A 16,523-nucleotide genomic window follows, 5' to 3' on the forward strand; every position below is an offset into this window, starting at 1 on the left:
TACCACCGGATCGCGCCCTGAACAGGATTGTTGTTGACTCATTGGTACACGGTTTGGCTTACTGAAGTGAACCAAAAGAACCAAAACCTAAATTTGGTTCATACCAATCAGGGAGACTGACCACATGGCAAAGAAACGCGTTGGTATCATTGGAGCCGGCCCTTCGGGGCTTGCACAGCTGCGTGCATTCCAATCCGCCGCCGAAAACGGCGAGGATATCCCCGAGATCGTCTGCTACGAGGCGCAGTCCGACTGGGGCGGTCTGTGGAACTACACATGGCGCACCGGCGTCGATGACAGCGGCTTTCCCTGCCACGGCTCGATGTATCGCTACCTGTGGTCCAACGGCCCGAAGGAGGGGCTGGAATTCGCCGACTACACCTTCGACGAACATTTCGGCAAGGAAATCGCCAGCTACCCGCCCCGCGAGGTGCTGTTCGACTATATCAAGGGCCGCGTCGAAAAGGCCGGGGTCCGCGACTGGATCCGCTTCAACAACTACGTGCGCGATGTCCGCTATGACGACGCAACCGGCACATTCACCGTCACCGCCCGCGACACGGCCCGGGACGAGGAAACCGTCGAGGTGTTCGACCATGTGATCGTCGCCTCTGGCCATTTCTCCACGCCCAACGTGCCGCATTATCCCGGCTTCGAATCCTACAATGGCCGCATCCTGCACGCCCATGACTTCCGCGACGCCCGCGAATTCGAAGGCAAGGACATCCTCATCATGGGCTCGTCCTACTCGGCCGAGGATATCGGCTCGCAATGCTGGAAATACGGCTGCAACTCGATCATCTCGTCACACCGCTCCGGTCCCATGGGCTACCAATGGCCCAACAACTGGGACGAGGCCCCCGGCCTCAGCCATGTCGAGGGTAAGACCGCCCATTTCGTCGACGGCACCAGCCGCGAGGTCGATGCCATCATCCTGTGCACCGGCTACAAGCACCACTTCCCCTTCCTTCCCGACGCTCTGCGCCTCAAGACCGCCAACCGGCTGGCCGCGGCGGATCTCTACAAGGGCGTGGTCTTCGTCCCCAATCCCAAACTGTTCTATCTCGGGATGCAGGACCAGTGGTTCACCTTCAACATGTTCGACGCGCAAGCCTGGTGGGTGCGTGACTGCATCATGGGCAAGATCGCCCTGCCCGACACCGCCACCATGGAGGCCGACTGGAAACAGCGCGAGGCCGACGAGGACAAGCTCGAGGACGATTACGCCTGCATCCGCTATCAGGGCGACTATGTCGAGGAACTGATCGCCGAAACCGATTACCCCTCCTTCGATGTGGAAGCCGCCTGTCAGGCCTTCTACGAATGGAAGAAGCACAAGAAGAAAGACATCATGGCCTTCCGCAACTACGGCTATGTGTCACCGATGACCGGCAAGAAGGCGCCGCCGCATCATACACCTTGGGTCGAGGCACTCGATGACAGCCTCGAATCCTACCTGCAAACCGAAAAACAGGCCCAATCCGCCTGATCCGATGTCGTCCCGGCCGTGTCTTTCCCCCACGGCCGGGGCGACGAACCCTTGAGCGCGCGAACACATCATGGCCATCACCCCCCTCTTCGAAACCCCCTACGAGCGGGCGGGCATCCTGTTGCCCGGCCTGCCGGTGCTGGAACCCGGCGTCGAGCGGCACCCCGTGCCCGCCGGCGGCTCCCGTGCCCTGCCGATCGAGGCGGGGGACGAAATCACCGTGCTCGATCCCGAAGGCCTGCAATGCGGCGAGCTTGTTCTCTTCGGCCCCGACGGGCGCTCGGATGCGGCGATGCTGGGAACCACCGGCTCGGGCCGCCCCGAAGGCGTGATCTCGGTACTGGCCAATGGCTCGCCCTCGGGTGCCCGGGTGGCGCGTGCGCTCGATGCGGCGGGCTTCAAGCTGGGCAAGGCCGATGCGGTGCGCGTTTTTGACGAAGGCTCGCGCCCCGGCGACATGGCCACGTTTCACGCGTCCTGCGACGGTCTGTTGATCGTCGCCGCTCCCGGCGGCCCGATGCAGCCCTCCGCGCAGGACACGCCGACCGACCTGATCCTCTATATCCGCCGCGCCAATCGCCGCAACACCAAGGGCGGGCTCCTGCCCCCCGATCCGCTGGCCGATCCGATCCACGACATCAACATCCAGCCCGGCGAGGCGCACAGCTACGAGGTGCGCAAGGGCCAGTATATCCAGATCCTCGATGTGCAGGGCCGCGAATGCTCGGATTTTCAGGCCTTCTCGATGCGCGCACTGGACAAGGGGCTGGAACGCGACATCGACCCCACCACGACCCGCTCGCTGATGGGGTCGCTCTATCCCCAACCCGGCATCTTCTCGAAATACTGGAGCGTCGATCAGGAACCGCTGGTCGAGATCGTGCAGGACACATGCGGCCGGCATGACACGTTCGGGCTGGCCTGTACCGCACGCTACTACGAGGATCTGGGCTATCCCGGTCACGTGAACTGCTCGGACAACATGAATGCCGATCTGGCGCAATACGGCATCCGCCCGCGCGCCGGCTGGCCCGCGATCAACTTCTTCTTCAACACCATGCTGGATGAGACAAACGCCATCGGCATGGACGATCCATGGTCGCGCCCCGGCGATTTCGTGTTGCTGCGCGCGCTCACCGACCTGATCTGCGTGTCCACTGCCTGCCCCTGCGATGTGGACCCGGCCAATGGCTGGAACCCCACGGACATTCAGGTGCGCAGCTATGGCGCGACCGAAACCTTCAGCCGTTCGATCGGCTATCGCAAATCGGCGGAGGCCCAAGTGGAAGACACCAAGGAAACCGGGTTCCATTCCCGCTTCGCGCAGCACACGCGCAATTTCATCGAATACAACGGCTATTGGCTGGCCTCGGACATGACCGGCAAGGGCGCTCTGGCCGAATACTGGGCCTGCCGCGAAAAGGCCGCCGTGATGGATCTGTCGCCCTTGCGCAAATACGAGGTGACAGGCCCCGACGCCGAAGCCCTCATGCAGCTTTGCGTGACCCGCAACATGAAAAAACTCGCCGTCGGTCAGGTGGTCTATACCGCCATGTGCTACGATCACGGCGGCATGATCGACGACGGCACCGTGTTCCGTCTGGGTCAGGACAATTTCCGCTGGATCGGTGGCAATGACACCTCCGGCCTGTGGCTGCGCCAGCAGGCGCAGGAGCGCGGGATGAACGCTTTCGTGCGCAACTCCACCGACCAGCTGCACAATATCGCCGTGCAAGGCCCCCTCAGCCGCGAGATCCTCTCGGCCCTGATCTGGACACCGCCGACACAGCCCACCATCGACGAGCTTGAATGGTTCCGCTTTACCATCGCCCGGATCGGCGATTTCGACGGGATCCCGCTGGTGGTCAGCCGCACCGGCTATTCCGGCGAACTGGGCTACGAGGTGTTCTGTCACCCCAAACACGCCCCGCAGGTCTTCGACGCCATCTGGGCCGAGGGCGCGCCCAAGGGTATGCTACCCCTCGGGCTCGAGGCGCTGGATATGCTGCGCATCGAATCCGGCCTGATCTTCGCCAATGCCGAATTCTGCGACCGCACCGACCCGTTCGAGGCCGGCATCGGCTTTGCCGTTCCGCTCAAGAGCAAGGAGGATGATTTCATCGGCCGCACGGCGCTCGAAAACCGCAAGGCGCATCCGCAGCGCAAACTGGTCGGGCTCGAGATCGAAAGCGGCATCGTGCCCTCGGGCGGCGATTGCGTGCGCATGGGCCGCGCTCAGATCGGCGAGATCACCTCGGCCATGCGCTCGCCCATCCTCGGCAAGACCATCGCACTGGCGCGGCTCGACCTGCCCCATACCGAACCGGGCACCGCCGTCGAGGTGGGTCAGCTCGACGGTCAGCAAAAACGCCTCAAGGCCACCATCGTCCCCTTCCCGCATTTCGATCCGACCAAGGAACGCGTGAAGGGCAATTACGACTGAGACCGGCGACTCCAGGCCGCGCCGCAACGCGCGGTTCGTTTACGATTGATCTGAAGCCGGTCGATACCGACGCGATACCGACGTTATACCGACGTGATACCGAACGGGTTTTTCCCTGTTAACCAAGGGCTTTGGGGGTGAGTCGCGGCTCAGCCGGTCCGGATGGCCGTGCCCAGCTTCGCACTCCGCCGCCCCTGCGCCCCGTCCCGGCCCAAGGTCCGGCAGAGCAGCGCCACCGGGATCAGCCCGAAGGCCACCAGCACCAGCGACGGCACCGCCGCCTCCGACAGCCGCTCATCCGACGCCAGCCGGTGCGCCTGCACCGCCAGCGTCTGGAAGTTGAACGGATGCAGGATCAGCGTGGCGGGCAGTTCCTTCATCACATCGACGAACACGATCAGCAGCGCAGTCAGCACGCTGGTGCGCGCCACAGGCAGATGCACCCGCCACAAAAGCCGCGGTCCCGGCTGCCCGAGCGACCGGCCAATCGCGTCGTAATGCACTGGAACTGTTGCCATTCCGCTGTCATAGGCATTCAGCGCGGCGGCCATGAACCGCGCCATATAAGCCACGATCATCAGCCATATGGACCCGGTGATCAGCAGCCCCGTACTGATCCCGAACGTGGCTTCCATCACATCGTCGATCAGATTGTCGAGCGCCGCCATCGGCACCATCAGCCCCACCGCGATCACGCCGCCCGGCACCGCATATCCCAGCCCCGCGCCCACCACCATCAGCCGCGACCGCCGGTCCGGCCGTGTGCGTGCGCGAAACCCGATCAGCACCGCCCCGATCACCGTCAGAACCGCCGCAACCCCCGCCAGCACAACGGAATTCTGCATCAGCGACAGATACCGGCTATCGAACAGGTTCTGCCCAGACCCCACCGCCATGAACCCCAGCATTATAACGGGAATCAGGAACCCAAGCGCCACCGGCGCAAGGCAGAACGCCGTCGCCATCCAGCCCGCCGCACCGGTCAACTGGGGCCGCTCCATCGTCTCGAACCGCGCGCCCTGCCCGGCAGTGCGCGCCTTGCCGCGCTGCGCCCGCTCCAGCCCCGCCAGAAGCAGCGCAAAGCTCAGCAAACAAAGGGATAATTGCGCCGCCGCCGCCCGATCCCCAAGCGAGAACCACGCCTGGTAGATACCCGTGGCAAAGGTCTGCACATTGAAGAACGCCACCGTTCCATAATCCGCGATGGTCTCCATCACCGCCAGCAGCGCCCCCCCCGCGATCGCCGGCCGCGCCATCGGCAGCGCTACCCGCAGAAAGGCCCGGAACGGCGAGCGCCCAAGCGTCCGCGCCACCAGAAACGCGTTCGAGGATTGCTGTTTGAACGAGGCCCGCGCCAGCAGGTAGACATAGGGATAAAGCACGATGGTCAGCATCAACGCCGCCCCGCCCAGACTGCGGATTTCCGGGAACCAATACTCCCTCGGCCCCCAGCCCGTCACCTCGCGCAGCAAGGTCTGGACCGGTCCGGGATGATCCAGCAGCGACGTATAGGCATAGGCCAGCACATAGGCAGGAAAAGCCAGCGGCAGCGCCAGCGCCACCTCCAGCCAGCGGGAGCCGGGAAAGCGGTAGACAGTGACAAGCCAGGCCGTCACACTGCCGATCAGTGCCGTCGAAACCCCTACGATCATTACCAAAATCAGCGTCGTGCGCGCATAGCGCGGCAGGACGGACGCCAGAATGTCGCGCCACGTATCCAGATCGCCGGTGAATGCCGCAAGCGCCGCCGCCAGGATCGGCGCGACGCACAGGATCACGGCAATCCACGCAATTCGATGCAGCAGGCGTTCGGACATAGGGTTGCTTTCGACGGTTCAGGCGCCATGGCTGCCACAAAACGCTGCCGGGTTCCAGACATTCCCGACAAAAAAAGTGTGAGATGCGGTGCGGCCCTTTTCTCGGGCCGCACCGGGTTGCGGCTTCGCGTCAGCGATCCAGCAGTCTTGCCTGCGCCAGATAGGCCTCGCCAGCGGCACGCAGACGCTCGGGGTCATCGCCTTCGGATGTCTGGTGAACCTCCTCCAGAACCACAGGCAGCGCGCCCAACTCCTCGTTGATCTTCGCCAGGGCTATTTCCAGAGTGTAGGTGTATTCGTGCACCTCTTCCATATCCGCCGTCGTCAGCGGATCGCGGTCCAGCACATCTGCCAACTTGTCGTTATATTTCGCGAAATTCTCGACCGCCTGCTCCAGCGTCTCGGATGGTTCGGGCGCATAATGCGTCACCTGCTCGGCAGTAGCAGGCACCAAATGCCCAAGCGTGATCGCCGCAGCTGTGACAAGACTTCCAACGGTATGTTTCATCGGTCTGATCCTTTTTCGGATGTGTCATGCTGGCTGCCGCGCGGGTTGGCCGATGATCCACCGACTGCGTACCGCTCAGGTCGCTCTCGTTTCGCGGGGACATCTTTGCACCATCACCATTCGGGTGCAGATGATCCGCGCGACATCGCCACGACGCTCGCACAAAAGCAGGAAACCCAAGTCTCGCGCCACGCCGCTCCGATATCTTGCCCACGGCTAGGGGAGAGTGAGATTGCTGTCAATATTTCCTGATAAATTTTGTGGGTCTTTCAGTCATTCGCGCGGTCTGAACTTCTCGCAATCTGGACGATACAGACCGAACTTGACGAAACGTCATGCACAGATGACGAATTATCTTTTGGCGTTCGCATACACCATGGTTAATCTTGCCTATCGTTAAGGCTACGAATTCAGAGATAAATCCAAAATAACGACAGGGAGTCCACAATGAAAACGACAGCAATTCTGACCGCAGCGCTCTTGGCCAGCACATCGATCGGCGCCTCTGCCGAGACGCTGCGTTGGGCCCGTGCGGGGGATTCGCTCACGCTCGATCCGCATGCGCAGAACGAAGGGCCGACCCACACGCTGGCCCATCAGATATACGAGCCCCTGATTATCCGCGACATGACAGGCGCCTTCCAGCCGGCGCTTGCGACCGACTGGGCGCCCAAGGCGGATGATCCAAACGTCTGGGTTTTCAACCTCCGTCAGGGCGTCAAATACCATGACGGCTCGGATTTCACCGCCGAGGATGTGGTCTTTTCCATCACCCGCGCAAAATCCGAGAATTCCAACATGAAAGAGCTTTTGACCTCGGTGGTCGAAGTGCGTGCCGTGGGCGATCATACCGTCGAATTCGTGACAGACGGGCCGAACCCGATCCTGCCCTCGAACCTGACCAACCTGTTCATGATGGACAAAGGCTGGGCCGAGGCGAACGACTCCGTCACCGTGCAGGACGTCGAGGGCGGACAGACCACCTTTGCCTCCACCAACGCCATGGGCACCGGCGCCTACAAGCTGGTCAGCCGCGAGCCTGACGTGAAAACCGTCCTTACCCAGAACGAAAACTACTGGGGTAAGGACCAATTCCCGATGGATGTGACCGACATCGTCTACACCCCGATCCAGAACGCCGCCACCCGCGTCGCGGCGCTTTTGTCCGGCGAAGTCGATTTCATTCAGGACGTTCCCGTGCAGGATCTGGGCCGCGTGGGCGAGACCGAGGGTCTGGTCGTCAAGACAGCGCCTCAGAACCGGGTGATCTTCTTCGGAATGAACATGGGCGCAGACGACATCGCCAATGACGATGTCGAAGGCAAGAACCCGCTGGCGGACGTGCGCGTGCGCAAGGCCATGTCCATGGCGATCAACCGCGACGCCATCAAGCAGGTGGTGATGCGCGGGCAATCCCAGCCCGCCGGCATGATTGCGCCCCCCTTCGTAAATGGCTGGACCGCCGAGATGGACAGCTCGGCCAAGACCGATATCGACGCCGCCAAGGCGCTGATGGCGGATGCGGGCTATGCCGACGGCTTCTCGATCCAGCTGGACTGCCCGAACGACCGCTACATCAACGACGAGGCGATCTGTCAGGCCACCGTGGGGATGCTCGCGCAGATCGGCATCACCGTGAACCTCGACGCGAAACCCAAGGCACAGCATTTCCCGCTGATCACCAATGATCAGACGGATTTCTACATGCTGGGCTGGGGCGTTCCGACCTACGACTCCGAGTACATCTTCAACTTCCTCGTTCACACCCGTGGCGAGGATCGCGGCAGCTGGAACGGCACCGGCTTCTCGAATGCGGACGTCGACGCGATGATCGTGTCGCTGGCCTCCGAGACCGACCTTGCCAAGCGTAACGAGACCATCCAGTCGATCTGGAACGTCGTGCAGGAAGAGCAGCTCTATATCCCAATCCACCATCAGGTGCTCAACTGGGGCATGACCAGCGCGGTCGGCACCGAAGTCAGCCCCGAGGATGATCCGAAGTTCAAGTTCTTCACGATGAACTGACGCTTATTCGGGCGGGCCGCATGCCCGCCCGAACATGCCGCGCCCCACCTATGGGGCGCGGTTTTCCGCATTGATCGGAGCCCCAGATGCTCGCCTATATCATCCGCCGCGTATTCCAGTCCGTGCTGGTCCTTCTGATCGTGGGGCTTGTCGCGTTCTCGATGTTCGCCTTCGTGGGCGACCCGGTCGACAACATGCTCGGCCAGGAACGCACCCAGGCCGATATCGAACGTCTGCGCCAGCAGCTTGGCCTCGACCGGCCCTTCATCGTGCAATACTGGCGCTTCCTCGAACAGGCCGCGCAGGGCAATTTCGGTCTCAGCTACCGACAGGGCCGCCCCGTGGCCGAGATCCTCATGGAACGCCTGCCCGCAACGCTGGAACTGGCCTTCGTCTCGGGCCTTCTGGCCCTGTTTGGTGGCATTGCGCTTGGTATCTTCACGGCGATCCGCCGTCGTGGCGCAGCGGCGAATGTCATCATGACGCTGTCGCTGATCGGCGTGTCGCTGCCCACGTTCCTGATCGGCATCCTGCTGATCTATGTCTTTTCCGTCGAACTTGGCTGGCTGCCCAGCTTCGGGCGCGGCGAGGTGACGGATCTAGGCGGCTGGACCACGGGCTTTTTGACGGCAAGTGGCCTCAAGGCGCTGATTCTGCCGGCGATCACCCTGGGGCTTTACCAGATGACACTGATCATGCGCCTGGTGCGCACCGAAATGCTGGAGGTGCTGCGCATGGACTACATCCGCTTCGCGCGCGCCCGCGGCATCCGCGAAAAATCGGTCAATTTCCGCCATGCTCTGAAGAACACGCTGGTGCCGGTGATCACCATCACCGGCCTGCAACTGGGCAGCATCATCGCCTTCGCAATCATCACGGAGACGGTGTTCCAATGGCCCGGCGTCGGCCTTCTTTTCATCAACGCGATCCAATTCGTCGATATCCCGGTGATGGCCGCCTATCTGATGATGATCTCGGTGATGTTCGTCGGCATCAACCTGATCGTGGACATGCTCTATTTCGCGATCGACCCGCGCCTGCGCGTCGACCGCACCGCAGGAGGGCACTGAGATGGCCGATACAAGCAGCGATATCCGCCCCACCCGCCTGCGGCGTGCCTGGAACAGCGACATTGCCTGGTCGTTCCGCCATGCGCCGGTCGCCATGGTCTCGACGCTTGTGGTTGTGGTGCTGATCCTCGGCGCAGTTCTGGCGCCCCTGGTCGCACCTCACGACCCGTTCAACCCCGCAACGCTCAACCTGATGAACGGCTTCACCCCGCCGGGCGTCGCCAACCAGTTCACCGGGGATTTCTTCGTGCTCGGCACCGACGATCAGGGACGCGACGTCTTTTCGACGATCCTCTACGGGATGCGCATCTCGCTGTTCGTGGGCTTCTCGGCAGTGCTGTTGGCAATGGTGCTCGGCGTAACGCTCGGCCTCTTGGCGGGCTACGCGGGGGGCTGGACCGAAACGATCATCATGCGCATCGCCGATGTGCAGCTGACCTTCCCCGCGATCCTCGTGGCGATGCTGATCTTCGGGATCGCCAAGGGCATCACCCCCCCCGAATACCGCGACCAGATGGCGATCTGGGTGCTGATTCTGGCCATCGGCCTCAGCGATTGGGTGCAGTTCGCCCGGGTGGTGCGTGGCGCCACACTGGTGGAAAAGAACAAGGAATACGTGCAAGCGGCCCGCCTGATCGGGCGCACGCCCTTTGCCATCATGCTGCGCCACATCCTGCCGAATGTGCTCAACCCTGTGCTGGTGATCGCCACCATCAGCCTTGCGCTGGCGATCATCGCCGAGGCGACACTGTCCTTCCTCGGCGTAGGCGCCCCCCCGACCAAACCCAGCCTCGGCACGCTCATACGCATCGGTCAGGAATTCATGTTCTCCGGCGAATGGTGGATCCTGTTCTTCCCCGCCGCCACGCTTCTGGCGCTGGCGCTGTCGATCAACCTGCTGGGCGACTGGCTGCGCGACGCATTGAACCCGAGGCTCAGATGACCGCAACTCCCGTCCTGTCCGTCCGCAACCTTGTCGTTGAAATTCCCACGCGCCACGGCGTGCTGCGCCCCGTCGATGCCGTCAGCTATGACATTCACGCGGGCGAAATCCTTGGCGTCGTGGGCGAATCCGGCGCCGGAAAATCCATGACCGGCAATGCCGTGATCGGCCTTCTGGACCCGCCTGCGCGGATCGTCTCGGGCCAGATCCTGCTGTCGGGCCAGCCGGTCCACACCCTCAGGGGTGACGCCCTGCGCCGGCTGCGCGGCAAGCGGATGGGCATGATCTTTCAGGATCCGCTGACCTCACTCAACCCGCTGCTCACCGTCGGCGACCAGCTGACCGAAACGATCCTCGAGCATCTCGACGTCTCGCCATCCGAGGCCCGCAAGCGCGCCATTGCAGCCCTCGAAGAGGTGGGCATCCCCGCCGCCCGGGACCGGATCGACAGCTATCCGCATGAATTTTCCGGCGGCATGCGACAGCGCGTGGTGATCGCGCTTGCGCTCTGCGCCGAACCCGACCTCGTGATCGCCGACGAGCCCACGACCGCTCTGGATGTGTCCGTGCAAGCCCAGATCATCGCGCTGCTCAAGCGGCTTTGCCGAGACCGTGGCGTGGCGGTGATGCTGGTCACTCATGACATGGGCGTGATCGCCGAGGCCGCCGACCGCGTGGCGGTGATGTATGCCGGCCGCTTGGCCGAGCTTGGCCCCGTGCGCGAGGTGCTCACCGACGCGCACCACCCCTATACCGCCGGTCTCATGGCCTCGACCCCGCTGGCAAGCCAGGGCCACCGCCGCCTGCGCCAGATCCCCGGTGCCATGCCCCGGCTGGGCAATCTGCCACCGGGCTGCGCCTTCTCGCCGCGCTGCGACCACGTGCAGGACCGCTGCCGCCACGATCCCAGCCCGACACTCGACACATGCGACGGCCGCGCCGCCTGCTGGTTCCCGCTGCGCTCTCAAAAAGACAACACCCCCGAACACGATCAGGAGGCCGAAGCATGAGCGCGATCATCCGGATCGAACATCTGACCCGCATCTTCGATGTCTCCAAACCCTGGCTCAACCGGCTGATCGAACGCGCCCCCCGTGCGCTGCTCACCGCCGTGTCGGACGTCAGCTTCGAGATCGAGGAAAACAGCGTCTACGCCCTTGTCGGCGAAAGCGGCTCGGGCAAATCTACCATCGGCAAGATCATCGTGGGCCTCGTGCCGCCCTCGCAAGGCTCGGTCCTGATCGAGGGCGTGGATCTCGCCACCGAAAGCGATGCCGCGAAGATCGACGCGGTGCGCGCCGATATCCAGATGATCTTCCAGGACCCCTATGCCTCTCTCAACCCGCGCTGGCGCGTGCGTGACATCATCGCCGAACCGGTGGCCGCGCGCGGCGGGGCAACCACCGGGCTGGCCGAGAAGCTGCTGGAACAGGTGGGGCTCTCGGCGGCGGATGCGGGCAAATATCCGCATGAATTCTCTGGCGGCCAGCGTCAGCGCATCTGCATCGCCCGGGCGCTCGCTTCCGGCCCGAAGATCATCGTCTGCGACGAACCGACCTCGGCGCTGGATGTCTCGGTGCAAAGCCAGGTGCTCAACCTGATGTCGGACCTGCGCGAAGAACTGGGCCTCACCTATCTCTTCATCAGCCATGACCTCACAGTGGTGCATCACATGGCAGACCGCATCGGCGTGCTCTATCTGGGCCGTCTGGTCGAAGAAGCCCCGCGCGATACGCTCTTCGCCGACCCCAAACACCCCTATACGCAGATGCTGTTCGATGCAGCCCCGCGCATGGATGCCTTCGGTCGCGAAGTGGATCCGCCCAAGGGCGAGATCCCCGATGCGATCAACCCGCCCTCGGGCTGCGCGTTTCACCCGCGCTGCCCGCTGGCCATAGACCGCTGCAGCCGGGAGCGCCCCGAGATGCGCCGCCTCGGCGACACCCGCGTGGCGTGCCACCTGGCGGAATGACACCTCGCCCGAAACCTGTCCGGGCGCGGCTTCTTCTGGCTGGAAATATCCCGGGGGAGGCGTTGAAAATCCCCGGATTTTCAACGTCGGGGGCAGAGCCCCCTACCCGTCGCCCTCATCCGCGGACGAGGCATTCAGCAGCCCATAACGCTCGGCACCGAGGCTGTCATAGAGATCGATCTGCGTCTCGAGGAAGTCGATATGGCCTTCCTCGTCGGCGATCAGCTCTTCGAACAGGTTTTTCGAGACGTAATCCGCCACGCTGTCACAGTGATTGCGCGCCTCGATATACAGCGTGCGCGCCTCATGTTCGGCGGCCAGATCGGCCTCCAGCGTCTCGCGCAGGGTCTCGCCGATCCGCAGCGGGTCCAGCTTCTGCAGGTTCGGGTGCCCGCCGAGAAAGATGATCCGTGCGATCAGCTTGTCGGCGTGGTGCATCTCTTCGATGCTTTCCTCGCGGCTCTTATTCGCGATCCGGCCATAGCCCCAGTCTTCCTGCAGGCGGTAATGCAGCCAGTATTGGCTGACCGCCGTCAGCTCGCTGCGCAGCGCCTTGTTGAGATACTCAATTACCTTTTCGTCGCCCTTCATCGGTCACTCCCTGTGTCATGTCACGGCGCAGGCCGCGCAACTCCATCGGTACTTCGAATTTGTCGCATCCCTTGAGCGTGTCAACGAACCGCGGCAGACATCCGCCGCAATCAGCGCGCTTGCCAAGGGCGCGATACACCTTGCCCGGTGTGATGATCGTGTCGGGATCCGCGGCCCGCATCCAGTCCACGGCGCGGCGGATATCCCCGTCGGTGATGGCCATGCAGTGACAAATCATCATGTCTTGTCTCCTCGTGTCCTTGTCGCCGGTCAATGCCGCGTGGCGCTGGCTGGTTCGGGGAAGCGGGCTTTTTGTCTCAATCCGGCCTGATAGAGGTACAAGCCCGCCATGCGCGCGGCGTCCACCATCGGCAGCAGCAAAGGCCCGTCCACCAGAAGCGAGGCGATCAGCATGGCGTCCTCGCGCTCACCGGTCGCCGCGACCATCACGAAATGCGCAAGGATCGCCTCATCCGAGCCCACGCAGCGGCAGGCTTGGCCGTGCTGCGCCAGCGGACGGCGGCAATGGCGCTGCATCAGGCCCATCATCTCACTGAAAGCGCGCAGACAAGCCCGCGCCCCGCTTGGCCCAAGCGTCGGCAAGAGCAGCGCTTCGACAGCATCCGGCCCGTCCCTCCATCTGCGCAGGCACAGCACCACCAGCGCCTCACCCGGATCCAGCCTGTCCAGCGCCGAGACCGGGAAGGCGCCAACCATGTCCCTGTCATGCTTCATTTGGTCAGGATCAACTTGCCGGCGCGGGTGATGCGCAAGGTGTAGATCTGGCCGTCCAGCACGATCGTGGCCGTTTGCCCGCCATCGGTCAGGGCACGCGCGTCATGGCTGGCGGGATCGGGTTGCAGCTGCGGCTGTGCGGATGTCTGCGCCCGGATCATCGTCCCGCCTCCACCCGGTCCAGCAGCGCCTCGAGCCAGTAATCAGAGGTCACGCCCCCCTGAAAGGCGACGGCGAGGATATCCTTGCGCCATGCGTCACGCTCGCGTGGGGTGACACCTTGGGGCGCAGGCGAAAGAGTATGGGACTGTACCATGCCAAAATTCCGTGTTGGGTCGTTTCTGGTGCCGGCTGGTCCGCATGGGGTGGCTTGGCAACATCAATCTGACAAAAATGATAAGGTATGTCAATTCTGATTTTTTTAGTCGGAATTAAAATGCTCTGCAAACATCGCTGGTCAGAGGCCCTTTTGCTGACTTATACTCGGGCAATTCCGGCCAGGCACACAAAGAGACTTCGCCATGTCGCTTCACCCCTACAGGCAAATGCCGATCACATTGCGCCCTCGGATCAAGTCCGACATGCGAACCCAGTTCGCGGCGCTGTGCTATCGCATGACCAACGACAAGCCGGAAATCCTTCTCGTGACCAGCCGCGGTTCCGGCCGGTGGATTTTGCCCAAGGGGTGGCCGATTCCCGGTAAGACCCCCGGCGAATGCGCTTTGATCGAAGCCTGGGAAGAAGCCGGCGTGCTGGGCAAGGCCCATGAGCAATGCCTGGGCATCTTCTCGTACCACAAAACCACCGATCCCAAGAACAGCTTGCCCTGTCTAGGCCTCGTCTTTCCGGTCAAGGTCAAAGCTCTGACCAACGACTATCCCGAGGCCGATCAGCGCAAGCGCAAGTGGATGCGACCGAAAAAGGCAGCCGCGCGCGTCGATGAACCCGAACTCGCCGCGATCCTGCGCCATTTCGATCCCAAGGCGCTGATACGGTGAACCGCGCGCGCCCTCTTGATCCCGCATCCCCCGGGGTTAAGTTCTATGGGCAACTGACGTGATGACCCCATGATACAATTCACCCTCAAATGTGACCGGGATCACCGGTTCGACAGCTGGTTTCAAAGCGCGGCCGCCTTCGACAAGCTCAAGGCGTCTGGCATGGTCTCCTGTGCGGTCTGTGGATCGACCAGCGTGGACAAGGCGCTCATGGCCCCCCGTGTCGCCGTCAGCCGCGCGCCGCAGGACCGCCCCGAACCGGGCGCCCTCAGCACTCCGAGCCATCCGGCAGAACAGGCCCTTGCCGAGTTGAAAAAACGTATCGAGTCGCAATCCGAATATGTCGGCATGAACTTCGCGGCCGAAGCCCGCCGCATCCATGCCGGCGACAGCCCCGAACGCCCGATCTATGGCGAGGCGCGTCCCGATGACGCCCGTAAACTGATCGAAGAAGGCGTGCCCGTGGCGCCTCTGCCCTTCGTGCCGGGCCGTAAATCGAACTGACGTCGGCAAATCCGACCATGGCCTGAAGGAGCGTGTTTCATGCATATCGTCATCACCGGGGCCAATCGCGGCATAGGTCATGCCCTGATGTCACATTACCGGGCGCAAGGGCATGATGTAACCGGCACGTCCCGCCAGGGCGGCGCGCTGGCGCAACTCGATGTCACCGATCCCGCCAGCGTCGCGGCCTTCGCGCAGGCGCTCGAGGGGCGCGCGGTGGATCTTCTGGTCTGCAATGCCGGCGTCTATCTGGACAAGCACGAAACACTACCCACGGGCTATCCCGCGCAGATGTGGGCCGATACCTTTGCCGCCAATGTGACCGGCGTGTTCCTATCGGTGCAGGCGCTGCTGCCCAATCTGCAAGCCGCCAAGTCGGGCAAGATCGCGATCATCTCCAGCCAGATGGCCAGCCACACCCGCGCACCGGGCGGAAGCTATATTTACCGCGCATCCAAGGCGGCGGCACTAAACCTCGGGCGCAACCTCGCCGTCGATCTTGCGCCCTCGGGGATCTCGGTCGGCATCTATCACCCCGGCTGGGTGCGCACCGATATGGGGGGCGGTTCCGCCGATATCTCGGTCGACGAGTCCGCAGAGGGGCTGATGGCGCGCTTCGCCGAGCTTGGCCCGGACACCACCGGCTGTTTCCTGACATGGGACGGCCGCCCGCACCCCTACTGAGCCGCGCTTAGAAAGCGCCGACCGCTCGCCAAGCCGTGACTTGCCCGCCTGTTTGCGCCGTATTAGTATTCCGTCGGATACTATAACCTCAGGACGCGATCAGCACGGGATGCAAACCGCGATGCACCATTATCTGTCACGGGTCGGCACGCTGTGCCGTGGCGCTGCAGCGACGCTGATTGCCCGGCTCTGGCCGGGTCATACGGTGCGCGATGTAGATCGCAGACTTGCCGCCTGTCCGGCCCGCCAGCAAGCGATGGTGACCGGCGGCGTGATGCTGGTTCTGCTGCTGCTCAGCCTTTTTGCAGCGCAATTCGGCTGGATCGGAATCCTGCTCTTCTGGCTCGGCGTCATCCTTATCGCACGCTGACCAAACGGGCTTTTGCCGCATGCCGCCGCATGCTGATTTCTGACATTTTCGTTATCCCAAAATCCAATGGTCTGCCCATGGCGTACCCCTTCCATAACCAAGGAGGTTGACATGGAAATCGTCGCAATACTGGCACTTGGAACTATGGGATTTGTCGCTGCATTCGCGTTTCTCAGCGTGCGCGCGATAGAAGAGCTTCGCAACAGCGACACACCGAAATCCGCGCTGTCGCGCGACGGCGCACAGGAACGGCTCAAAGTCGCGGCCCGCGTCAGCGAAGCCGGATAAACGCATTGCGCGGCGGCGCACAAGGCGCCGCCGCCTCATACGACCCGGCAGTCTGATCCAGACCGGTTGCCATTTTCTCGGGGGCT

General features: G+C 62.9%; 19 protein-coding genes. 12 read left to right on the forward strand and 7 right to left on the reverse strand.

Annotated features, from left to right (window positions below):
* Positions 1-124 precede the first annotated feature (124 nt).
* Together F3H35_RS09865 and F3H35_RS09870 are read left to right on the forward strand one after the other, a co-directional pair.
* Positions 125-1,489 carry a flavin-containing monooxygenase gene (locus F3H35_RS09865; protein WP_149779436.1) on the forward strand — a complete coding sequence of 455 codons (1,365 nt, stop codon included), beginning with the start codon at positions 125-127 and terminating at the stop codon, positions 1,487-1,489.
* Between the two features lie 70 nt (positions 1,490-1,559).
* Positions 1,560-3,932 (forward strand): DUF1989 domain-containing protein, encoded by a 2,373-nt coding sequence (locus F3H35_RS09870; RefSeq protein WP_149779437.1) that lies wholly within the window; start codon positions 1,560-1,562, stop codon positions 3,930-3,932.
* 149 nt (positions 3,933-4,081) lie between these two features.
* Here the strand turns inward: F3H35_RS09870 and F3H35_RS09875 are convergent, their stop codons facing one another.
* Positions 4,082-5,749, reverse strand: a complete 1,668-nt coding sequence (locus tag F3H35_RS09875; protein ID WP_149779438.1) for an ABC transporter permease — start codon at positions 5,747-5,749, stop codon at positions 4,082-4,084.
* Between the two features lie 130 nt (positions 5,750-5,879).
* Positions 5,880-6,257 carry a DUF6746 family protein gene (locus F3H35_RS09880; protein WP_149779439.1) on the reverse strand — a complete coding sequence of 126 codons (378 nt, stop codon included), beginning with the start codon at positions 6,255-6,257 and terminating at the stop codon, positions 5,880-5,882.
* A 447-nt stretch (positions 6,258-6,704) separates the two neighbouring features.
* On the opposite strand from F3H35_RS09880, the gene F3H35_RS09885 reads away from it, so the two are divergent.
* The 5 genes from F3H35_RS09885 to F3H35_RS09905 all read left to right on the forward strand — a co-directional run bounded on the left by F3H35_RS09885 (position 6,705) and on the right by F3H35_RS09905 (position 12,267).
* Positions 6,705-8,282 carry an ABC transporter substrate-binding protein gene (locus tag F3H35_RS09885; RefSeq protein ID WP_149779440.1) on the forward strand — a complete coding sequence of 526 codons (1,578 nt, stop codon included), beginning with the start codon at positions 6,705-6,707 and terminating at the stop codon, positions 8,280-8,282.
* An 86-nt stretch (positions 8,283-8,368) separates the two neighbouring features.
* A complete protein-coding gene (locus F3H35_RS09890) occupies positions 8,369-9,352 on the forward strand; it encodes an ABC transporter permease (protein WP_149779441.1) in 984 nt (327 codons plus the stop codon).
* Between the two features lies 1 nt (position 9,353).
* On the forward strand, positions 9,354-10,295 hold the full coding sequence (locus tag F3H35_RS09895; RefSeq protein ID WP_149779442.1) for an ABC transporter permease: 942 nt from the start codon (positions 9,354-9,356) through the stop codon (positions 10,293-10,295).
* Positions 10,292-11,305 (forward strand): ABC transporter ATP-binding protein, encoded by a 1,014-nt coding sequence (locus F3H35_RS09900; RefSeq protein ID WP_149779443.1) that lies wholly within the window; start codon positions 10,292-10,294, stop codon positions 11,303-11,305. The genes F3H35_RS09895 and F3H35_RS09900 overlap by 4 nt, the downstream gene beginning before the upstream one ends.
* Positions 11,302-12,267: an ABC transporter ATP-binding protein gene (locus F3H35_RS09905; protein WP_149779444.1), complete on the forward strand. Its 966-nt coding sequence runs from the start codon at positions 11,302-11,304 to the stop codon at positions 12,265-12,267. Before F3H35_RS09900 ends, F3H35_RS09905 begins: the two co-directional genes overlap by 4 nt.
* 102 nt (positions 12,268-12,369) lie before the next feature.
* On the opposite strand, the gene bfr is transcribed toward F3H35_RS09905, so the two are convergent.
* Genes bfr through F3H35_RS18855 form a run of 5 tightly spaced genes read right to left on the reverse strand, consistent with a single transcriptional unit; the run spans position 12,370 to position 13,909 of the window.
* Positions 12,370-12,858 carry a bacterioferritin gene (bfr, locus tag F3H35_RS09910; RefSeq protein ID WP_149779445.1) on the reverse strand — a complete coding sequence of 163 codons (489 nt, stop codon included), beginning with the start codon at positions 12,856-12,858 and terminating at the stop codon, positions 12,370-12,372.
* Positions 12,833-13,099 carry a (2Fe-2S)-binding protein gene (locus F3H35_RS09915; RefSeq protein ID WP_007817797.1) on the reverse strand — a complete coding sequence of 89 codons (267 nt, stop codon included), beginning with the start codon at positions 13,097-13,099 and terminating at the stop codon, positions 12,833-12,835. The genes bfr and F3H35_RS09915 overlap by 26 nt, the downstream gene beginning before the upstream one ends.
* A gap of 29 nt (positions 13,100-13,128) precedes the next feature.
* Positions 13,129-13,593 carry a hypothetical protein gene (locus F3H35_RS09920; protein ID WP_149779446.1) on the reverse strand — a complete coding sequence of 155 codons (465 nt, stop codon included), beginning with the start codon at positions 13,591-13,593 and terminating at the stop codon, positions 13,129-13,131.
* Complete coding sequence (locus F3H35_RS09925) at positions 13,590-13,754, reverse strand: hemin uptake protein HemP (protein ID WP_007817793.1); 165 nt, start codon at positions 13,752-13,754, stop codon at positions 13,590-13,592. The genes F3H35_RS09920 and F3H35_RS09925 overlap by 4 nt, the downstream gene beginning before the upstream one ends.
* Positions 13,751-13,909 (reverse strand): hypothetical protein, encoded by a 159-nt coding sequence (locus F3H35_RS18855; protein ID WP_188129937.1) that lies wholly within the window; start codon positions 13,907-13,909, stop codon positions 13,751-13,753. Before F3H35_RS18855 ends, F3H35_RS09925 begins: the two co-directional genes overlap by 4 nt.
* Positions 13,910-14,114: 205 nt before the next feature.
* On the opposite strand from F3H35_RS18855, the gene F3H35_RS09930 reads away from it, so the two are divergent.
* The 5 genes from F3H35_RS09930 to F3H35_RS18860 all read left to right on the forward strand — a co-directional run bounded on the left by F3H35_RS09930 (position 14,115) and on the right by F3H35_RS18860 (position 16,437).
* Positions 14,115-14,591: an NUDIX hydrolase gene (locus F3H35_RS09930; RefSeq protein WP_149779447.1), complete on the forward strand. Its 477-nt coding sequence runs from the start codon at positions 14,115-14,117 to the stop codon at positions 14,589-14,591.
* Positions 14,592-14,660: 69 nt separating this feature from the next.
* Positions 14,661-15,095, forward strand: coding sequence for a DUF1178 family protein (locus tag F3H35_RS09935; RefSeq protein WP_149779448.1), 435 nt, complete (start codon positions 14,661-14,663; stop codon positions 15,093-15,095).
* 39 nt (positions 15,096-15,134) lie between these two features.
* The gene (locus F3H35_RS09940) at positions 15,135-15,779 is read left to right on the forward strand and encodes an SDR family oxidoreductase (protein WP_149779449.1); all 645 of its coding nucleotides are present in this window, start codon (positions 15,135-15,137) and stop codon (positions 15,777-15,779) included.
* A 121-nt stretch (positions 15,780-15,900) separates the two neighbouring features.
* Positions 15,901-16,149, forward strand: coding sequence for a hypothetical protein (locus F3H35_RS09945; protein WP_149779450.1), 249 nt, complete (start codon positions 15,901-15,903; stop codon positions 16,147-16,149).
* A 111-nt stretch (positions 16,150-16,260) separates the two neighbouring features.
* The gene (locus F3H35_RS18860; protein WP_188129938.1) at positions 16,261-16,437 is read left to right on the forward strand and encodes a hypothetical protein; all 177 of its coding nucleotides are present in this window, start codon (positions 16,261-16,263) and stop codon (positions 16,435-16,437) included.
* The last annotated feature ends 86 nt before the right edge of the window (positions 16,438-16,523 follow it).

The organism is Roseovarius litoreus, assembly GCF_900142765.1.
In the GTDB taxonomy this organism is placed as follows: domain Bacteria; phylum Pseudomonadota; class Alphaproteobacteria; order Rhodobacterales; family Rhodobacteraceae; genus Roseovarius; species Roseovarius litoreus.

What these genes read in the sequence shown, in the direction of transcription:
- F3H35_RS09935 (WP_149779448.1), top strand. Translation starts at nt 14,661, where the DNA reads ATGATACAATTCACCCTCAAATGTGACCGGGATCACCGGTTCGACAGC.
- F3H35_RS09930 (WP_149779447.1), top strand. Translation starts at nt 14,115, where the DNA reads ATGTCGCTTCACCCCTACAGGCAAATGCCGATCACATTGCGCCCTCGG.
- F3H35_RS09870 (WP_149779437.1), top strand. Translation starts at nt 1,560, where the DNA reads ATGGCCATCACCCCCCTCTTCGAAACCCCCTACGAGCGGGCGGGCATC.
- F3H35_RS09925 (WP_007817793.1), bottom strand. Translation starts at nt 13,754, where the DNA reads ATGATCCGGGCGCAGACATCCGCACAGCCGCAGCTGCAACCCGATCCC.
- F3H35_RS09905 (WP_149779444.1), top strand. Translation starts at nt 11,302, where the DNA reads ATGAGCGCGATCATCCGGATCGAACATCTGACCCGCATCTTCGATGTC.
- F3H35_RS09900 (WP_149779443.1), top strand. Translation starts at nt 10,292, where the DNA reads ATGACCGCAACTCCCGTCCTGTCCGTCCGCAACCTTGTCGTTGAAATT.
- F3H35_RS09920 (WP_149779446.1), bottom strand. Translation starts at nt 13,593, where the DNA reads ATGAAGCATGACAGGGACATGGTTGGCGCCTTCCCGGTCTCGGCGCTG.
- bfr (WP_149779445.1), bottom strand. Translation starts at nt 12,858, where the DNA reads ATGAAGGGCGACGAAAAGGTAATTGAGTATCTCAACAAGGCGCTGCGC.
- F3H35_RS09895 (WP_149779442.1), top strand. Translation starts at nt 9,354, where the DNA reads ATGGCCGATACAAGCAGCGATATCCGCCCCACCCGCCTGCGGCGTGCC.
- F3H35_RS09945 (WP_149779450.1), top strand. Translation starts at nt 15,901, where the DNA reads ATGCACCATTATCTGTCACGGGTCGGCACGCTGTGCCGTGGCGCTGCA.
- F3H35_RS09880 (WP_149779439.1), bottom strand. Translation starts at nt 6,257, where the DNA reads ATGAAACATACCGTTGGAAGTCTTGTCACAGCTGCGGCGATCACGCTT.
- F3H35_RS09890 (WP_149779441.1), top strand. Translation starts at nt 8,369, where the DNA reads ATGCTCGCCTATATCATCCGCCGCGTATTCCAGTCCGTGCTGGTCCTT.
- F3H35_RS09940 (WP_149779449.1), top strand. Translation starts at nt 15,135, where the DNA reads ATGCATATCGTCATCACCGGGGCCAATCGCGGCATAGGTCATGCCCTG.
- F3H35_RS09875 (WP_149779438.1), bottom strand. Translation starts at nt 5,749, where the DNA reads ATGTCCGAACGCCTGCTGCATCGAATTGCGTGGATTGCCGTGATCCTG.
- F3H35_RS09885 (WP_149779440.1), top strand. Translation starts at nt 6,705, where the DNA reads ATGAAAACGACAGCAATTCTGACCGCAGCGCTCTTGGCCAGCACATCG.
- F3H35_RS09915 (WP_007817797.1), bottom strand. Translation starts at nt 13,099, where the DNA reads ATGATGATTTGTCACTGCATGGCCATCACCGACGGGGATATCCGCCGC.
- F3H35_RS18855 (WP_188129937.1), bottom strand. Translation starts at nt 13,909, where the DNA reads ATGGTACAGTCCCATACTCTTTCGCCTGCGCCCCAAGGTGTCACCCCA.
- F3H35_RS09865 (WP_149779436.1), top strand. Translation starts at nt 125, where the DNA reads ATGGCAAAGAAACGCGTTGGTATCATTGGAGCCGGCCCTTCGGGGCTT.
- F3H35_RS18860 (WP_188129938.1), top strand. Translation starts at nt 16,261, where the DNA reads ATGGAAATCGTCGCAATACTGGCACTTGGAACTATGGGATTTGTCGCT.